The sequence below is a fragment of the Maribellus mangrovi genome (assembly GCF_037646455.1).
Taxonomy (GTDB): domain Bacteria; phylum Bacteroidota; class Bacteroidia; order Bacteroidales; family Prolixibacteraceae; genus Draconibacterium; species Draconibacterium mangrovi_A.
Genome location: NZ_JBBIXN010000002.1, coordinates 913,278 through 929,476 on the forward strand (window position 1 = coordinate 913,278; position 16,199 = coordinate 929,476).

The window sequence follows — 16,199 nt, forward strand, 5'->3', positions numbered from 1 at the left end:
TAGTACGATTAAAATAAAGATTAAAGGCATCTGGATTCAAGCTGGAAAGACTGGTTTGATGGCCTTGATATTATCAAAGAAGAAAACCACACATTATTGTTGGGAGCAAATTGAAATTCGTGATCGGTAAAACATTTAACCATAGGAGATCAGTGAAGAACGTGACAATGTCATCAGTAATTACAGAACACGAGAGCTTAAAAGTCAGTTATGAAATCAGTTAATACCAGGCGAATGCGTCAAATAAAAGATGTTCTAAAATGGGTCCGAGTTTTATCCTTTTTAAGGCTCTTACATCATAATTTATGCCGCTGCATCATCAGTTATACATCCTCGCGAAACTTGCTATTCATTTCACCATGAGTGATTAGCGTTGCGTCACGATTCAAGAGACCTTTACATCATCGAAATTTAATTACAAAAACTAAGAATCATGGAAACATTAAAAAAGAACAAAAACAAAGAGAAAAGCAATTGGGCCATTGGCGGCACAACAATGATCGGCCTGGGAGTAGGTATAATGTATCTGCAAACATCGGTATTAATATTCGTTGGCGCCATCATTTCAGGAGTGGGCCTCGGATTAATTATTGCACCTGTTATTTCGTTGTTTGAAAAACACAAATCCTGATAACAATTAAAAGCCAATAAACAATCAAAGCCATGAAAACAAGAATCTTAACCTTAATTATTGCGGGCATACTGATCGAAAGCTGTTGTGTTGAGCATTTGAGCAGTAGTAACTCGCAAGTACACTATGCTCCTGTAAACTCCAAAAACGTTGAAGTTTATTCTACAGAAAAGGCCAACAGACCTTATACTGTAATCGGCGAAGTGGTTGCCAGTGTCGATGCCATGGGCGATGGACGAGCTTCGGTGAAATACCTAAAAAAAGAAGCAGCAGAACTGGGTGCTGACGGTATTGTCAATCTTCGCCTGAAAATTGGTTCCGGAGTACTGGCAAACGCCGTAATTGCTTCCGGGACAGCTGTAAAATTTGATGAATTAAGCCATAAATAATCAAAGCCATGAAAACAAGAGCAATAACTTTCACATTACTAATGACACTCTTAAACAGTTGTTTCTATGCGTATTATCCGCAAACAGGAAGTAAAACCTACAGTCCCACCCTGGCGGAGAATATAGAGATCTATTTCGGAGTACCGGAACAGGAATATGTTGTGATGGGTTCTTTCGCAGCCGATGTTATCGGTGATGCTGATGCAGCTGTTAATCATTTAAAAAAGAAAGCAGCCGAATTGGGAGCCGACGCTATAATAAAAGTCCGGATGACCACGAATTCATCATGCGGTGGAACAGGTGTTTCGGGAGTTGCAGTTAAAATGAAACCAAATACGGTGGCAATAGTACAAGCTCAATAATACTAAAAGAACCAAAAATGATATCAACGAATAAAGCCATAAAAGCTTCAGGTGCGCTGTTTCTTACAGCAATGGTAAGCAGTCTTGTCGGAGGTGGATTGATAGAAACCGCCAACGAACAATTATTACTGATTGCCGGAGTAATACTGGAAATGTTCAATGCAATATCAGTTATGGGTATCGGAATTTTATTGTTCCCGGTTCTGAAACGGGTCTGGAAAAGTGCAGCTATCGGCTACCTTGGTTTTCGGATGGTGGAGGCACTGGTTTGTCTTTCTGCCGCTCTGCTGCCTCTCCTGGCATTAACGAATGGTACTGAACTGCGTGCCTTTCACACCGGAACACTGATCCCGCTGTTTTTTTGTGGCGGTGCTCTGATCTTTTACACGGTTTTGTTTAAATACCAACTGTTGCCCCGCTTTATAAGCATTTGGGGCTGGGCCGGTGTTCTGCTCATCATTTATTTAAATGTCTATCAGCCACAGGGCGAATTGGTTCTACTCTTTGCTTTGCCAATCATATTAAATGAATTTTTTTTGGGAGTCTGGCTGATTAGAAAAGGAATTTCAATTAGAAGCTAATTACAGAAAATGAAAATATTGGTTATAAATATGAATTCGTTTACCCCTTTCCCTAAAGGGAGCGAATTGATTGTCTCTGCTCCCTTTAGGGGCGGGGTATCCAGAGAGAATCATTTTGCAAACCAGTTAAACTAAAGATTATGAATTTATCTGAATTAATTAGAAACCGCAGATCTGTACGGAACTACCAGGATAAACCTGTTCCTGTGGATTTAATCGTGGATATAATACATGACAGCATTTTAGCTCCCAGTGCAGGCAATGAGCAACCATGGAAATTTATTGTTGTCCGCAACCGGGAAATGATCGACCGGATTTCGGCTGAATGCAAAAAGAATTTTCTTGAACGCATTGCTGCCAATCCCGATGATCCTGCAAAGAAATACGAAAAGATGCTACAAAACGAAGCGTTCCATATTTTCTATCACGCGCCTGCAGTTGTATTTATTACGGGAGATGCACAGGTGAAAAACCTGGTTGCCGATTGTGCATTGGCCGCGTGTTACTTCATGTTCTCAGCTACTTCCCTCGGACTGGGAACGTGCTGGGTAAACTTTGGCAGAGAACCAGGTCCTGAATTGCGAAACGAATTAGGTATAAGCGAAAATCTCAAAATTGTTGCTCCCCTGGCTCTGGGTTATCCGAAAAAAATTCCGGGTATTCCTTCCAGAAAAGAAGCTCAAATTTTAAAAGTGATTAAATAATACAAAATAAGAAAAGATGAAACTACCAGTAAAACTTTCAGGAATTGTAACATTACTTTTTGTTCTGGCCACTGCAAGTTGTAATAGTACCAGCAACGGTCGTAATTACCAGGTTCCGGAGCAAACAACCGACGGCTTGCAAGTTGCTTCAATGGAGCAGTTAGGCTTCAATACTTCACTTATAACCGATGTGGTGGACCGGATTGAAAGGGGTAAATACGGCGAAGTTCATTCCATTTTAATCTACAAAGATGATAAACTGGTGCTTGAAGAATATTTCCCGGGGCATACTTACCAATGGGATGCACCCGGTCATAAAGGTGAATGGGTTGCCTGGGACAGTGAAATGCAACACTGTATTCAATCAGATACAAAAAGCATAACCTCCCTATGTATCGGAATAGCTATGGACAAAGGTTTTATTGAAAGTGTAAATCAATCAATATTTGACTATTTGCCAGATTATCAGCACTTAAATATAAATAATAAGGAATACATTACCATTGAACATCTTCTGACAATGACTTCGGGTTTGCAGTGGGAAGAATGGGCCATATCACTGAGCTCTGTTGAAAACGATCAAATTGCAATATTTTTCTCGGATGTCGGCCCAATAAATTATGTGCTTGGTAGTGATTTTGCTGCAGTGCCGGGCACAAGGTTTAACTATTCAGGCGGAGATATTCAGATCTTAGTAGAAATACTAGAAAATGCAACCGGTATGCAACTGGATGAATTTTCAGAGAAATACCTGTTTGAACCATTAGGCATTACTTCATTTGATTGGTGGTTGAAATTTCCGTCAGGCGGCCAGATTCAGGGTGCAGGAGGATTAAAACTAACCCCTCGTGACATGGTAAAGGTTGGTGCTATGATGTTGAATAAAGGAAAGTGGAATGGCCAGCGAATCGTGTCCGAAGAATGGGTATCGAAATGTGCTACACCTTACGCCGGAAATACTGGTATAAAAGTCCCTGGAGAAGATTTGGGAAATGTTGGTTATGCCTATACCTGGTGGACAAAACAAAGTGGAAAATATGGGGAAATGTTTTTCGCACTTGGTTGGGGCGGACAGAAAATCATGGTAATCCCGGACTTAAACGCGGTGGTTGTTTTTACGGGTGCTAACTTCCAAAGAAAGGTCAAACAATATAAAATTCTGGATAAATACATTTTACCCGCAATTGAATAGCGAAATCAAAAAGTAATTAATCATGAAATGAGTACCGAATAAATCGGTATGAATTTCAACGATTACATAAAGAATTAAAAAAATATAAAGAGATGAAAACAACTAACAAAATCGATGTACACCATCACATTTTTCCAAAAGAGTATGTAAATGCTTTAAAAGACGCTGGTGTGAAAAACTCATTAGGAGTGGATTTTCCAAAATGGACGGTAGAAACCTCTTTCAAAAAAATGAAAGAAAACGGGATCAAAATTGCCATGTTATCCATTTCATCACCCGGAGTATATTTTAAAGGGATTGATTTTCCGGATGGGTTTTCTGAAAAACTGGCCCGGATGACAAACGAAATCATTGCCGAGACAAAACAAAAATACCCGGAAAGTTTTGGCGGTTTTGCGACTATTCCAATGTTAAACCAGGAAGCTGCCATTGATGAAATGAATTATGCGCTCGACACGCTGCATTTAGATGGAGTTTGTCTGTTGACCAACTATTCTGGGAAATATTTAGGAGATGAATCTTTTGAACCATTTTTTACAGAATTAAACAGGAGAAACGCCATAGTTTATATTCATCCAAACGATCCGGGAGAAGCATTTGACTTTAAACTGGGAATACCCAATGCATTGATTGAAGTAACTTTTGATACCACACGTGCAGTGGCGAACATGATGTATCGTGGTGTTTTGGACAGGTACCCGAACATCAAATATATTCTGTCACATGGAGGAGGAACAATTCCATTTTTAGCCTGGCGACTGGCTGGTATTGAATACGGGCAGAAAGATAAAAAACCCCCGATCATCCGGACCTTTTATGATTTTCTTGTGAATGGCGAACCAACCAAAGGATTAAACCATTTGAAAAAGATGTACTACGATACGGCAGTTGTTTCAGGTGAATCTGCTGTTAAAACCCTCCAGGCTTTTGCTGGTCCCGATAACATCGTTTTTGGTAGTGACCTATGTATTAACAAGCTGGCAGCAATAACCACGAAAAATCTTAAAAAGGACGGCGATTTCACCGAAGAAGAATACAATAAAATGTCATATCGCAACGGTTTAAACTTATTCCCGGAATTTGAAAAATTATATAATTAGTTGGCTATGAGTGATCCCAATAAAGAAGTATACTGGAGTCAGTTTGTTGACGAGTTCGAACAAAAACAGCAACAGGTTGTGGGTGATAATATCTTATCGCTCATGCAAGCTGAATTATCTAAAGAACAAAACCTGGGTGAAGTACTCGAATTGGGTTGCGGAACCGGTTTATTCACCGAGAGTCTGCAAAAAGTATCGACGCTGGTTACGGCAACAGATTACTCGGAAGAGATGGTTACTGCTGCAAGGAATAAACGAGGATATCTGAAGAATGTGAAATATATAAAGGCGAATGCTTTTGATCTTGAATTTGACGAGGAAACGTTTGATACGGTTTTTATGGCCAATCTCATCCATGTAATTGGAAATGCAGAAAAGCTTGTTCTGGAAAGCAAAAGGGTGCTGAAAAAAGGTGGTGTACTGATTATTACATCCTTTGCCATCACCGAAATGAATTTCTTTAACAGGATGGCCATGGGTATCCGCTACCTAAAAACATTTGGGAAACCTTCGGAGGATGCCACAAAAGAAAAAACAACTCAAAAAAGCGTGGAGCAGCTTCTTGTTAAAAACGGATTTAAAATCTCGAAAAGCACATTGCTGGGAAACAAGTCCAGGGCATTTTACATCCGTTGTATCAAACAATAAATCAATAAAAAATGGAAACAATAAAAAAAGTGTCAAATCCGGCGTTCAATAAAAAGAAGCAAGTAAAATTAATCAAGAGCTTTCCGAAATATTTGAAATCGAAACGAAAGCAAATGATCCTGAAATTTGGAGAATCAGCAACCAACCAGGTTTATTCGGTGGCCGAAAAGGAATATCCAAAATTGGTACAGGAAACACCAACTTTTAATACGCCCATGTATGATGCCTTAATGGCAACTGCGGGGAAAATGGCAGCTTTGAAAAAAGGGATGAAAGCAACCGGAATCAGTACTGAAGAGTTTGTCCGGTTCTCGATTGAAGATGCTCGTAAATCAGGAGAGAAAGTCCCTTCTTTTCTATTGAAACTGGGTGGTAAAGTTTATTTGAGCAAACTTATGCGAAAATACCTGAAAAAGGTTGGCAAAAGTGTTACTGAAAACGGCTGGCCAACCCGTGTTATTGACGGTAAAGAAACCGATGATTTCAACATGAGCGTTGAAACCAGAAACTGCCAGATGGTAGCTTTCTGGGAATCGATTGGTGAAGGCGATATTCGTCCTTACTGTACATTTTTTGACTTTACCACAGCCGAACTGCTGGGTGTTGGTTTGAAACAAGTCTCAACCATAGATTCAGGCGTGTGCAAATACTGCTTCTATAAAAAAGGTAAAGTAGAGTGGCCGGATGCCGTTCGAAAAGTATTGACGAATTAAACTTATAGAAAACAATTAGAGAATATTAAAGTCATGAAAGAATTAAATCTTCATGGTTCATTTTACGAAATGGGCCGCCAGTTCGGAAAAGAAAGCAAAAAAGAAATAAAATCATTCGCAAAAATGTCTTACCTGATGGCTTCATTGGCAAAAAAGCCGGGGTCACAAGTGTTTAATCCCAACATGTGGTATTTTATCCCAACGTATTTTACGTTTAAAAAGGAAATTAAAAAATGGCAATCTCTGGCCAGGGAGTATGAAAAAGAAATTCAAAAATATCATCCCGATGCCATTGATTTTATGAAGGGAATTGCTGAAGGCGCAGAACTTCCATACATTGATGTACTTTCGTTGAATATTTCCACAGAAAATATTATAACCTGCTCTGTTTGGGGCGCTGCCGGTGAAAGTACCTTAAATAATGAACCGCTGATTGGAATGAATGCCGATGAAGAACCCATGACCCAAAAGTTTGAACGGGTTTTGCATGTTAATCCCGATAAAGGATTCAGATATAAAGTTACAGCCTTTACAGGATGGGTCGGTTACAACCATGGAATGAACGAGAAAGGCCTTACTTTTGCTGGTTCTTTGTTGTGGACAAAACCTGCACCTGAAAAGAAAATAAGGCCTCCTATGCTGGTATTGATGAAAGTCCTAAATACCTGCTCAACCGTTGAAGAGGTGAAGGAGTATTTTGAATCAGTTCCCAATCATGAACTGGGAACCGATTTTTATATTGCAGACACCCATAAATTCATGCGGGTGGAATGTACCTACGAGAAAAGAGCATATGAAGTTGTTGAGAACGGGTACCGGGGCAATACAAATCTTATAACTTCTCCGGAACTGCAGCATTTGAACGGGGCACCTGAAATGAAACAAACACTTAATGCCGAAATCCGTTCGAAACGAATGGCTGCACTATTCAAAAAACATGACGGCTTAATCGATACGCATGTTATGTATGAAATGGCCAGCGACCATGGCGAAAAAGGAGATGAGTCGGAAGGGAAAAGCATTTGTCAACATCCCAAAGGACTAAAATATAATTACAAAACATTGGTTTCTTTTATTGCACAGCCACAGGAAAAATGTTTCTGGATTTACGAAGGGAATCCATGTGAAATGAAAGTAAAAAAACACAGTTTTGACAATTGAAGTAAAATGGAAACAAAAATTGGACAAGTAGCAAAAACAGCATTTCTGACACTGCAATGTCATGCACTGGATGCTACTTCCGATTATCCGATATTGAATGATACGGATTCTATAAACACATTTGAAACGCTAAAAGAAAAAACCGGGTTTTCAGATTTTAATTCAAATCAAATTAAAAGGAGTCTGATTAATCACATTGCACTTCGCGCCAGGCAGTATGATTTATTTGCCACAAGTTTTATTGAAAAATTTCCTGATGCTGCGATTGTAAATATTGGTTGTGGGATGGATAACCGGTTTAAAAGGATTGATAATGGTCAAATCCAGTTTTACGATCTGGATCTCCCTGAAATAATTGCCATTAAAGAAAAGATTATTCCGCCGGCAGAGCGGTACAAACAAATTGCGAAATCAGTTTTTGAATTCGATTGGCTAAATGAGATAGAACGTGATCACGTGTTTCTGTTGGCTGAAGGCGTTTTCATGTATTGCGAGCCGGTGGATGTAAAGAATTTATTTCATCAGCTTCATAAAAAGTTCACCAACCCTGAAATCGTTTTTGAGGTATTTAATTCAAAATGGCTAAGCGGATGGCGGGGTAAAACAATGGCTGTAAAAATGAAAAAGCAATTAAAACTTGGTGAGGAAACAGTCTTTAAATTTGGGATTGCCGACAGCAACGAAATAGAAAACTGGAACCATAATTACCGGTATATTCAGGATTGGTGTTACCTTGACAGTGATCAAGCCAATTTGCCATTCAGAAAATTTCTGCAAAGTATTGATTCTCTCAGAAAAATACAGTGGACAGTTTATTATGAACTGGAAAGCAATTAAATTCATTTAATCACATGTTATACGGCTGTACAACCTTTACAATTAAAACCCACTCAGAATTGATTTTTGGAAGAAATCTGGATGTGGAAAGTGATATTGGAACTGTATTTATCAATCCACGTGGACAAAAAAAGAGAGCCTATTTTAGTAAAAGAAGCAAGGAAATTCCGGCAGAATGGAAATCAAAATTTGGTAGTGTCACTTTTAATCAAATAAGCAAGGATATTCCACATGGCGGCATAAATGAAAAAGGACTGGTTGTGGAACATTTGTATTTGGAAGATTCAATTTATGAAAAATCAGATACCCGACCTGCATTAATGTCTCACCAGTGGATTCAATACATGCTTGATACCTGCGGTTCTGTGAATGATATAATTGAATCTTGTTCTAGGGTACGAATATCCGATTTGGATTCCAAATTTCCCATTCATTTTAACACGATGGACAGAAATGGAGACAGCGCTATTTTTGAATTCTTAAATGGGAAAATGTTGATTTACAAGAACGAAGCCTGTGAGGCGGGAGTTTTATCCAATAGTACATTAGAAAGTTCAATACGGCAAAATGAAAGTTCTCAGGAAAACGTGAGGAATAATCGCCCAACTGACGTCACAAATTCATTGGAAAGATTTAAGAAAGCAACAGAATTAATCGAGAAATATAAGGAGCAGAATGCGATAGATTACAGTTTTTCTGTGCTTGATGCAGTAAGAAACAATACCCAATGGCAGATAGTTTATGACATTAAAAATCTGAAGATTTATTACCGAACACAATCCCAAAAAGCCATACGATTTTTATACTTAAGTGAATGTAATTTTTCAGATACCAATAGTAAAACGATTCATATTAATGAAAATCCTGAAGTTAAAGCTAACTGGTTGATTTTTAGTCAGGCGATAAACCATGAAATGATAAATTCAATATGCAATAAGTCTGAATTTATTAATCATATTTTAGGAAATGAAAAGGAGGAAATTGCCAGTTATTCAACAACTCAGTAAGATTCCGGATTCGTAAGAATTAACCCAATGTATTGATTAATAGACCATGAATTACTTCTTTTAAAAACTAAAATGAAAACAACATTAGAAAATAAAACGACGGAACAAAAGTCCATCATTTACAAAGCGGGAAAGATAGCTGGAATAACTTTCTTGTTCAATTTAATTGTTCCAACCCTTGGCTATGTGTTTATCCAGTCAAAATTATTAGTTAAAGAAAATCCGGTTTTAACAGCTGAAAATATCATTAATAATGAATTTCTGTTTCGCATAGGAATTCTGCTTGAAATGTTTCTGGCAGTGGGTTTGGTAGCTTTGGGATACAGTTTATTCCTGTTGCTTAGGCACGTCGATAAAATTATTTCAAAATTTGCCTTTATTTTAAAAGTTGTGGAGGCATTGCTAATGGCTGTGGTAACCTTGTTTTCGTTTTTTGCATTGCAAATACTTATTCATTCAAACGAATTCCCTGCATTAATTGAAAACAACATTCATATACTAACCGGATTTGCGTTTGAGCAGCATAGCACACTCAATTCAGTCCCAATGCTATTTCTAGGAATTGAAATGATACTGTTTTCCTTGTTATTATACAGGTCAGAACTCATTCCAAAACTTATTTCCGGATTTGGTATATTTTCGTTTTCCCTGATTTTTATATACGGAATCTTTTCCATTATCAATCCGGCAATGAATCTAATGGCACTGACTTTGCCTAGTTTTCTATTTGAATTGATTTGTGGATGCTGGCTTCTAATTAAAGGAATTTCAATTAAACGGTAGTAACCAACCAAGAAAATGAATTTATCAGAATTATACAGAAACAGAAGGTCGGTAAGAAACTTCCTGGAGAAACCTGGTTGCTGATTACGCTCTTGCTGTCGGTTATTTTATGCGTCTGCAACTTCAAAAGGACTGGACACTTGCTGGATGAATTTTGGAACTGAAATCAAAGATCCAAGACTATTGAACAAATTGGGAATACCGGAAAACTATAAAATTGTGGCTCCACTTGCCCTGGTGTTTCCAAAGAAAACACCTGCAATTCCATTTAGAAGAGAACCACAGGTTTTACATTTGTTAGAATAGAGAAAAATTAAAACCGCTTACCATAAAATAACCATTCTCAAAATTATCCTCTTCACTTTAATTGATGTAGCTGTAATGATTACTATTTTGTTACAGATAATAAAAATCAGGCACTTGTAAAAGTGTTGATGGATTAAAAATCAGTAATGATTAATGCAGATCATCTTCTGCAAAACTGGCTTTTCCCGGTGTAAGTGTTATCTTTAAATCAAATTCAGCCGTAAACTATTAGCTATTAATCAAGTATGCTTCTAACTAAACTGCATATACCTCAATCAGGAGAAAATGTCATTCATCGTCCTTCGCTTTTCGATAAACTTGACCAGGGATTGAAAAGAAAGCTCATTTTGGTTTCAGCAACTGCAGGATATGGAAAAACAACACTTGTTAGTAATTGGATTTATAAACATAATTTTAAAACTGCATGGTATTCCTTGGATGAACGGGATAATGATCAAGTAGTTTTTTTAAAGTATTTATTTAGCAGTATCCGAAATATTGATAATAGTATCGGCGATAACTCCTTAGAATTACTTAAATCATCAGACACCATTAAAATTAGCTATATTGTTGAGTCGTTTATTAATGAACTTTTGCCAATCGAAGAAGATATTCTAATAGCGTTGGATGATTTTCATTTAATTAATAATCAGCAAATTTCAGACATTCTACTTTTCTTGCTTGAGAATAGTCCTAAAAACATTCATTTTGTAATTATTACCCGACAAGATCCTCAAATACCTCTTTCCAGAATTAGAAGTCAGAATGAAATTGTTGAGATAAGATCAGCTGAATTAAGTTTTACGAAGAGCGATATTGGTGAGTTGTTTAACCGGAAACTTAAATTAAGTTTAAGCGATAAAGATATTGACTTACTCAAAATAAAAACGGAAGGATGGATTGCCGGATTACAGTTGGTGTCTTTGACTTTTAAAGGTCAGGATAATATTTCTGAATACATAGAACAGTTAGCAGGTAACAACAGGTATATTATGGATTATCTTATGGAAGAGATTCTTGCAATTCAAAATGATGAAATGCGAGAATTTCTTCTTTGTACTTCGATACTTGATAGATTATCAGGATCACTCTGTGATGCGGTTCTTGAGAAAAAGAATAGCCAAAATTTGTTAGAGATACTTGAAAAAAACAATATGTTCCTCATTCCGTTGGATAATGAGAGAGTATGGTATCGTTATCATCACCTGTTTGGCGATTTATTGGAACAAAGGCTGAATCGAATCTATGGACATCGAATTAAAACCTTGCATCAAAATGCGGGAACCTGGTTTGAAAAGAACAAGCTTCCATTACATGCCATTGAGCATACACTGCAAGCAGGAAATATTAAAAAAGGTCTTGAACTCATTGATCAAATTATTGATCACCTGATAGCAACTTCTCAATACGCCGTGGTTTTAAAATTTGCTGATTTTTTTCCTGAGAAAGAGGTTTTTTCAAATTTAAAGTTCGGTGTTATGCATGCATGGACTTTAATAATTGTAGGAAGATTAGCTGAAGCCGAAGAGTTTTTAAACAGACTAAATGTTTTGGTTCATGATGAAAATATCAAAAATAAGAACAAGGTGCTGTTAGGAAGACTCTATACAACCAATACCCTTCTTAAAGATTACATGGGTGACGTAGAAAGTGCTGCATACTTTGCTAATCTATCCGTCAACCATCTAAATGATAATGACAATGTTTGGAACTCCTGGGCATACTATGGAAAGGGATTATCTGAATTATTGCAGTTCGACCTTGAAAAATGCACATCTTCATTTTTTATTGGATTGGATTATGCAAAGAATATCGATAATACGTATTTAGAAATTGTACAAACATTCCATTTTGCATATTTCTCAAAGCTTAGAGGGAAATATCATGAATCAGTTAAAATATGCCAGGAACTACTTGAAAAGTATAAAGAGAAAAAGTACACAGAAGGATTTAAATTTAACCTGTATTCATCAATATTGTATTCAACAATTGGCTTTATATATACCGAACAGGGAAATATAACCTCAGGCATCGAAAATGCATTAAAAGGTTATGAACTATCACAGAATCTGGTGAGTATGTCATTTAAAGGCGTCGGATTATTATTATTGGCTGAAAGTTATTATAAAGCCGGTAAAATCAGGACAGCTCTTGAAACTATTGAAAAGCAGAAACCAAGACTCCTGAATAATTCGAGACATCATTTAGCTGTTTTATCCTTTGCATTAAAGCTAAAGTTGTTATCTCAGCTAGGCATGAAAAATGAAGCTGATTCATTATACAAACAACTAATTAACCCAACAAATAATAATCCAATTGAACACATTCTATATGGTATAGCAAGTGCCCGTTATTTCATATCTTTTAATAAATACCAAAAAGCGGCGACAATTCTTGAGGAACTATCATTGAAACTAAAGAATAGCAAGATAGTTGAGTTGTTTGCTGAAGTGGAAATTATGAAAGCACTGGTATTCATCAAGACAGGGAAAAATGATGATGCGATTAACAGTATTAGAGAATTGTTAGTTCTAACCCAGGATGAAAGTTTGGTTAGATTGTATTTGAATGAAGGCATTGAAATTGAAAAGATTCTAAAAGAAGTAAAAAAACAAAAAGCAATTAAGTCAAATGAAATTTTAGATACAATTTCAACAGATTATCTAAACCTTTTGTTAAAGGGATTTGAAAATGAAAAGAAAACATTTAATAATAGTTTCGAAGATGTATTAAGTTCTCGTGAACTGGATACGCTTAAACTATTGACTAAAGAATATTCCAACCAGCAAATAGCCGATGAATTGTTTATTTCGTTAAACACCGTAAAAACCCACCTGAAAAACATCAACCTCAAACTTGAAGTTGACAACCGCATTGATGCGGTTAAAAAGGCGAAGCAGATTGGAATAATCTAATCAATAAATAGTTTTTACAACATTTTAAATATTCAAAATCACCCCCTTAAATCACCCTGCTGGGTGATTTTTTTTTGTTGGATGATCAAGACCTTTGGATTGTGATTTTAAAGCAAAATTAAAATGAACAGCATTATTAAAATAAAAATCAAAGGTCATCTGAATCCATCCTGGAAAGACTGGTTTGATGGACTCGACATTGTGATTGAAGGAGACCACACCATCTTGCTGGGAGATGCACGAGACGAAGCATTTATATATGGCGTCATCAATAAAATTCGCGATTTAAACCTGAAACTTATTTCAGTGGAAAAAATTGACCAATCAAATCAATGCCATGAAAACAATTAAACTAAATAAATACAAAATCACAACTTCAGATGCATGGATAATCGGAGCCTTATCGCTACTCGGATTGTGTGCCGGATTTTTTATGCCTCAAAAATCAGTAATGGCTTCTGCAGCCTGCCTTATGGTTGGGGTTGGATTAGGGCTGATCATTAGTTCAATGCTTGCAAAAACAACTTAAAATCAACAGAAAATTTAAAACAATTACAATTGAAAACAAAGTCATGAAAACAATGAAACAATTCTTGAAATTATCAATTTTTATCTGGGCATTCGTTGCTTTTTTCGGATGCGATGAAGAAATCTATGACATGGACGAACCGGGTAATCTGCTTCCGAAAACAGTAACGGAAGATCTTTTACTGCCAAGGCTTGAAATAAACGGGAAACTGTTTCACGCTGAAACGATGGGAAACATTGAAAACCCGATTATTATTTTTCTGCATGGAGGTCCGGGAAGTGATTACAGACCAATGATTAGCCAGAGAGGAGTTGAAAACGCTTCGCGGTATCCCGAGGAAAGAACAGTTACCAACGGTGGAATAAGCCAACTTCAGGATGAATATTTTTGTGTTTTTTACGACCAGCGTGGAGGTGGTCTTTCACCACGTTTTGATCAAGGTGAATTGAGCTTTGACTTGTACGTTGAGGATTTAAACGACATTATCGATTATTATCTTCAGCTTAAGGAAAACGAAACAGGATCTTCTGATTCTCAGGTTTATATATTTGCCTGGTCGTATGGAGGAACACTGGCTACAGGATATATCAATACTTATCCTGAAAAAGTGAAAGATATTGTTGCCTATGAACCGGGACCGTTATCTGTAGAAGTTTGGGATTATATTAAGGATAATACAACGTTTGTATTAAGCCAAATCGGGAAAGAATGGCTGGAAGAGTATTTGCTTGCTCACGATCATTTTACTCCGGATGGCCACGAGCGAGCCGATTATCAATATATGATGAACGTAAGCCAGGCCGATAAATCACAGCCTGAATTTCATGCTGATCCCAACACTCCGTATTGGAGAAGCGGAGCTTTACTCCTTGATGATAACCTAGACTTTATAGAATCGAATAGTTTCGATATCACCTCAAGTCTAAGCTCATTCCAGGGAAGGTTTTTATTCATTGGCAGTGAAAATGTACTGAATGAATTACCTGAGTATGCCGATATGCAAATGCAGTATTATCCACAATCGGATTTAATTGAGGTTTCAGGAGTTGGGCATACCGGCCCCTGGGAAAAACCGGATGAAATCGCATCATTAATCAGAAATCATTTTCAGTAGAAGTAGATTTTAAACAAAAAACAGAAAACAACAAACAAAATGAAAAATATAATAACAATTATTATTGCTATGACCTTGCTGTTCACGTTAAATCAGCTGTCAGGGCAAACGATAATAAATAATGACCCTGACGTATATAACAGGGTTTATTTGAGAACAGGAATAGAGCCTGCAACCATGCTTACCTTGGGTTATGAACGCAAGTTTGATGTCGGATTTTTAAATCAAAACATTGTAGGATACGCAGAATTTGGCTCATCCGTTGCCAATTTCAGCAACAACGATTTTAAAGTAGGCGGTATTCTGCCGGTTTTTGGAAAAGGGAAATTCAAAATCGTAAACAACCTGAATTTATCAGTCGGAAGCATGTCGGCAAAGAATTTCGATTCTAAAAGATTTGCTGCAGCCGATGAGGTGGCATTTGGAATATACGGCGAGAAACGATTTGTTGCATTCACGACTGAATATGAAAAAATCTTTCTGAATAAGATTGAGCATACTGATTTCTACAAAGAAACCTATTACGAAGATGTTGTAGATGGCTGGTACAAAGGTGCCGGTGGAAGGTTCCAGATTGGAATTGAGGGTGGATTTACAGTAAAGAAAAGGCTGGATACACATTTAGAAGTGAAATTACCCTTTACCGAAAAGTTGAATAGTTACGGAGGTTCTCCAATGCACGTTAACTTGGGAATTGCTTACAGATTTTAAAATGATATTCCATACACAAATAAAAATGTTGAAAATTGCATTTTGGATAGGTGCCATTACCGATGCCCTGGCCGCTGTTATTATGATTTTTCCGGAACTCGGAGCATATTTCTTTAAACATGAGGAAGTTGCAATAACTCCCGAATACAGATATGCGCTTAGAATGGGAGCTGCTTTAATGGTCGGCTGGACAGCACTTTTAATTTGGGGAAGTATAAAACCAGTTGAACGCAGAGGAATTTTAGTATTAACTGTATTCCCTGTTATAACCGGAATTGTCTTGGCTCAGATTTATGCGGTATACTCTGGCTACATTGAAATAGCCAGAATATTTCCGTTATGGATTCACCTGACCCTGATAAGTACATTCTTTTTATTTGCCTATTTTAATTCTAACCAGAACTATTCATAAATTTTCAAAAAGATGAATTAAGTTCAGGTTAATCCCGACTTAGATGAAGTTAAACTTTTAAAAAAAGATTTTACGTAATCTTAGTCGCTGTCGGAGACAGGGAT

General features: G+C 37.0%; 19 protein-coding genes. All 19 read left to right on the forward strand.

Going from position 1 to position 16,199, the window contains the following annotated elements; translation table 11 throughout:
- Positions 1 to 433 precede the first annotated feature (433 nt).
- Positions 434 to 631, forward strand: a complete 198-nt coding sequence (locus WFY05_RS11825; protein ID WP_340113061.1) for a hypothetical protein — start codon at positions 434 to 436, stop codon at positions 629 to 631.
- A 32-nt stretch (positions 632 to 663) separates the two neighbouring features.
- Positions 664 to 1,020: a heavy metal-binding domain-containing protein gene (locus WFY05_RS11830; RefSeq protein ID WP_340113062.1), complete on the forward strand. Its 357-nt coding sequence runs from the start codon at positions 664 to 666 to the stop codon at positions 1,018 to 1,020.
- Positions 1,021 to 1,028: 8 nt separating this feature from the next.
- Positions 1,029 to 1,382, forward strand: coding sequence for a heavy metal-binding domain-containing protein (locus WFY05_RS11835; RefSeq protein ID WP_340113063.1), 354 nt, complete (start codon positions 1,029 to 1,031; stop codon positions 1,380 to 1,382).
- Between the two features lie 17 nt (positions 1,383 to 1,399).
- Entirely contained in the window at positions 1,400 to 1,963 is a 564-nt protein-coding gene (locus tag WFY05_RS11840) for a DUF4386 domain-containing protein (RefSeq protein WP_340113064.1), read from the forward strand.
- Positions 1,964 to 2,103: 140 nt separating this feature from the next.
- On the forward strand, positions 2,104 to 2,667 hold the full coding sequence (locus WFY05_RS11845; RefSeq protein WP_340113065.1) for a nitroreductase family protein: 564 nt from the start codon (positions 2,104 to 2,106) through the stop codon (positions 2,665 to 2,667).
- A gap of 16 nt (positions 2,668 to 2,683) precedes the next feature.
- Positions 2,684 to 3,859 carry a serine hydrolase domain-containing protein gene (locus tag WFY05_RS11850; RefSeq protein WP_340113066.1) on the forward strand — a complete coding sequence of 392 codons (1,176 nt, stop codon included), beginning with the start codon at positions 2,684 to 2,686 and terminating at the stop codon, positions 3,857 to 3,859.
- A gap of 92 nt (positions 3,860 to 3,951) precedes the next feature.
- Positions 3,952 to 4,959 (forward strand): amidohydrolase family protein, encoded by a 1,008-nt coding sequence (locus WFY05_RS11855; RefSeq protein ID WP_340113067.1) that lies wholly within the window; start codon positions 3,952 to 3,954, stop codon positions 4,957 to 4,959.
- 6 nt (positions 4,960 to 4,965) lie between these two features.
- Positions 4,966 to 5,607 (forward strand): class I SAM-dependent methyltransferase, encoded by a 642-nt coding sequence (locus WFY05_RS11860; protein WP_340113068.1) that lies wholly within the window; start codon positions 4,966 to 4,968, stop codon positions 5,605 to 5,607.
- A gap of 11 nt (positions 5,608 to 5,618) precedes the next feature.
- Complete coding sequence (locus WFY05_RS11865; RefSeq protein WP_340113069.1) at positions 5,619 to 6,320, forward strand: hypothetical protein; 702 nt, start codon at positions 5,619 to 5,621, stop codon at positions 6,318 to 6,320.
- A 33-nt stretch (positions 6,321 to 6,353) separates the two neighbouring features.
- On the forward strand, positions 6,354 to 7,481 hold the full coding sequence (locus WFY05_RS11870; RefSeq protein ID WP_340113070.1) for a C45 family autoproteolytic acyltransferase/hydrolase: 1,128 nt from the start codon (positions 6,354 to 6,356) through the stop codon (positions 7,479 to 7,481).
- A gap of 6 nt (positions 7,482 to 7,487) precedes the next feature.
- Positions 7,488 to 8,318 (forward strand): class I SAM-dependent methyltransferase, encoded by an 831-nt coding sequence (locus tag WFY05_RS11875; protein WP_340113071.1) that lies wholly within the window; start codon positions 7,488 to 7,490, stop codon positions 8,316 to 8,318.
- 14 nt (positions 8,319 to 8,332) lie between these two features.
- A complete protein-coding gene (locus WFY05_RS11880; protein WP_340113072.1) occupies positions 8,333 to 9,325 on the forward strand; it encodes a linear amide C-N hydrolase in 993 nt (330 codons plus the stop codon).
- Between the two features lie 72 nt (positions 9,326 to 9,397).
- Positions 9,398 to 10,108, forward strand: coding sequence for a DUF4386 domain-containing protein (locus WFY05_RS11885; RefSeq protein WP_340113073.1), 711 nt, complete (start codon positions 9,398 to 9,400; stop codon positions 10,106 to 10,108).
- A 551-nt stretch (positions 10,109 to 10,659) separates the two neighbouring features.
- Positions 10,660 to 13,329 carry a winged helix-turn-helix domain-containing protein gene (locus WFY05_RS11890; RefSeq protein ID WP_340113074.1) on the forward strand — a complete coding sequence of 890 codons (2,670 nt, stop codon included), beginning with the start codon at positions 10,660 to 10,662 and terminating at the stop codon, positions 13,327 to 13,329.
- Positions 13,330 to 13,452: 123 nt separating this feature from the next.
- Positions 13,453 to 13,680, forward strand: coding sequence for a DUF8691 family protein (locus tag WFY05_RS11895; RefSeq protein ID WP_340113075.1), 228 nt, complete (start codon positions 13,453 to 13,455; stop codon positions 13,678 to 13,680).
- Positions 13,667 to 13,858 (forward strand): hypothetical protein, encoded by a 192-nt coding sequence (locus tag WFY05_RS11900; protein ID WP_340113076.1) that lies wholly within the window; start codon positions 13,667 to 13,669, stop codon positions 13,856 to 13,858. The genes WFY05_RS11895 and WFY05_RS11900 overlap by 14 nt, the downstream gene beginning before the upstream one ends.
- A gap of 43 nt (positions 13,859 to 13,901) precedes the next feature.
- On the forward strand, positions 13,902 to 14,972 hold the full coding sequence (locus WFY05_RS11905; protein ID WP_340113077.1) for an alpha/beta fold hydrolase: 1,071 nt from the start codon (positions 13,902 to 13,904) through the stop codon (positions 14,970 to 14,972).
- Between the two features lie 39 nt (positions 14,973 to 15,011).
- Positions 15,012 to 15,683 carry a hypothetical protein gene (locus tag WFY05_RS11910; RefSeq protein WP_340113079.1) on the forward strand — a complete coding sequence of 224 codons (672 nt, stop codon included), beginning with the start codon at positions 15,012 to 15,014 and terminating at the stop codon, positions 15,681 to 15,683.
- Between the two features lie 25 nt (positions 15,684 to 15,708).
- Positions 15,709 to 16,095, forward strand: coding sequence for a hypothetical protein (locus WFY05_RS11915; protein WP_340113080.1), 387 nt, complete (start codon positions 15,709 to 15,711; stop codon positions 16,093 to 16,095).
- Positions 16,096 to 16,199 lie beyond the last annotated feature (104 nt).

Coding starts and splice junctions, on each gene's coding strand:
- WFY05_RS11825 (WP_340113061.1), top strand. CDS start 434: ATGGAAACATTAAAAAAGAACAAAAACAAAGAGAAAAGCAATTGGGCC.
- WFY05_RS11830 (WP_340113062.1), top strand. CDS start 664: ATGAAAACAAGAATCTTAACCTTAATTATTGCGGGCATACTGATCGAA.
- WFY05_RS11835 (WP_340113063.1), top strand. CDS start 1,029: ATGAAAACAAGAGCAATAACTTTCACATTACTAATGACACTCTTAAAC.
- WFY05_RS11840 (WP_340113064.1), top strand. CDS start 1,400: ATGATATCAACGAATAAAGCCATAAAAGCTTCAGGTGCGCTGTTTCTT.
- WFY05_RS11845 (WP_340113065.1), top strand. CDS start 2,104: ATGAATTTATCTGAATTAATTAGAAACCGCAGATCTGTACGGAACTAC.
- WFY05_RS11850 (WP_340113066.1), top strand. CDS start 2,684: ATGAAACTACCAGTAAAACTTTCAGGAATTGTAACATTACTTTTTGTT.
- WFY05_RS11855 (WP_340113067.1), top strand. CDS start 3,952: ATGAAAACAACTAACAAAATCGATGTACACCATCACATTTTTCCAAAA.
- WFY05_RS11860 (WP_340113068.1), top strand. CDS start 4,966: ATGAGTGATCCCAATAAAGAAGTATACTGGAGTCAGTTTGTTGACGAG.
- WFY05_RS11865 (WP_340113069.1), top strand. CDS start 5,619: ATGGAAACAATAAAAAAAGTGTCAAATCCGGCGTTCAATAAAAAGAAG.
- WFY05_RS11870 (WP_340113070.1), top strand. CDS start 6,354: ATGAAAGAATTAAATCTTCATGGTTCATTTTACGAAATGGGCCGCCAG.
- WFY05_RS11875 (WP_340113071.1), top strand. CDS start 7,488: ATGGAAACAAAAATTGGACAAGTAGCAAAAACAGCATTTCTGACACTG.
- WFY05_RS11880 (WP_340113072.1), top strand. CDS start 8,333: ATGTTATACGGCTGTACAACCTTTACAATTAAAACCCACTCAGAATTG.
- WFY05_RS11885 (WP_340113073.1), top strand. CDS start 9,398: ATGAAAACAACATTAGAAAATAAAACGACGGAACAAAAGTCCATCATT.
- WFY05_RS11890 (WP_340113074.1), top strand. CDS start 10,660: ATGCTTCTAACTAAACTGCATATACCTCAATCAGGAGAAAATGTCATT.
- WFY05_RS11895 (WP_340113075.1), top strand. CDS start 13,453: ATGAACAGCATTATTAAAATAAAAATCAAAGGTCATCTGAATCCATCC.
- WFY05_RS11900 (WP_340113076.1), top strand. CDS start 13,667: ATGAAAACAATTAAACTAAATAAATACAAAATCACAACTTCAGATGCA.
- WFY05_RS11905 (WP_340113077.1), top strand. CDS start 13,902: ATGAAAACAATGAAACAATTCTTGAAATTATCAATTTTTATCTGGGCA.
- WFY05_RS11910 (WP_340113079.1), top strand. CDS start 15,012: ATGAAAAATATAATAACAATTATTATTGCTATGACCTTGCTGTTCACG.
- WFY05_RS11915 (WP_340113080.1), top strand. CDS start 15,709: ATGTTGAAAATTGCATTTTGGATAGGTGCCATTACCGATGCCCTGGCC.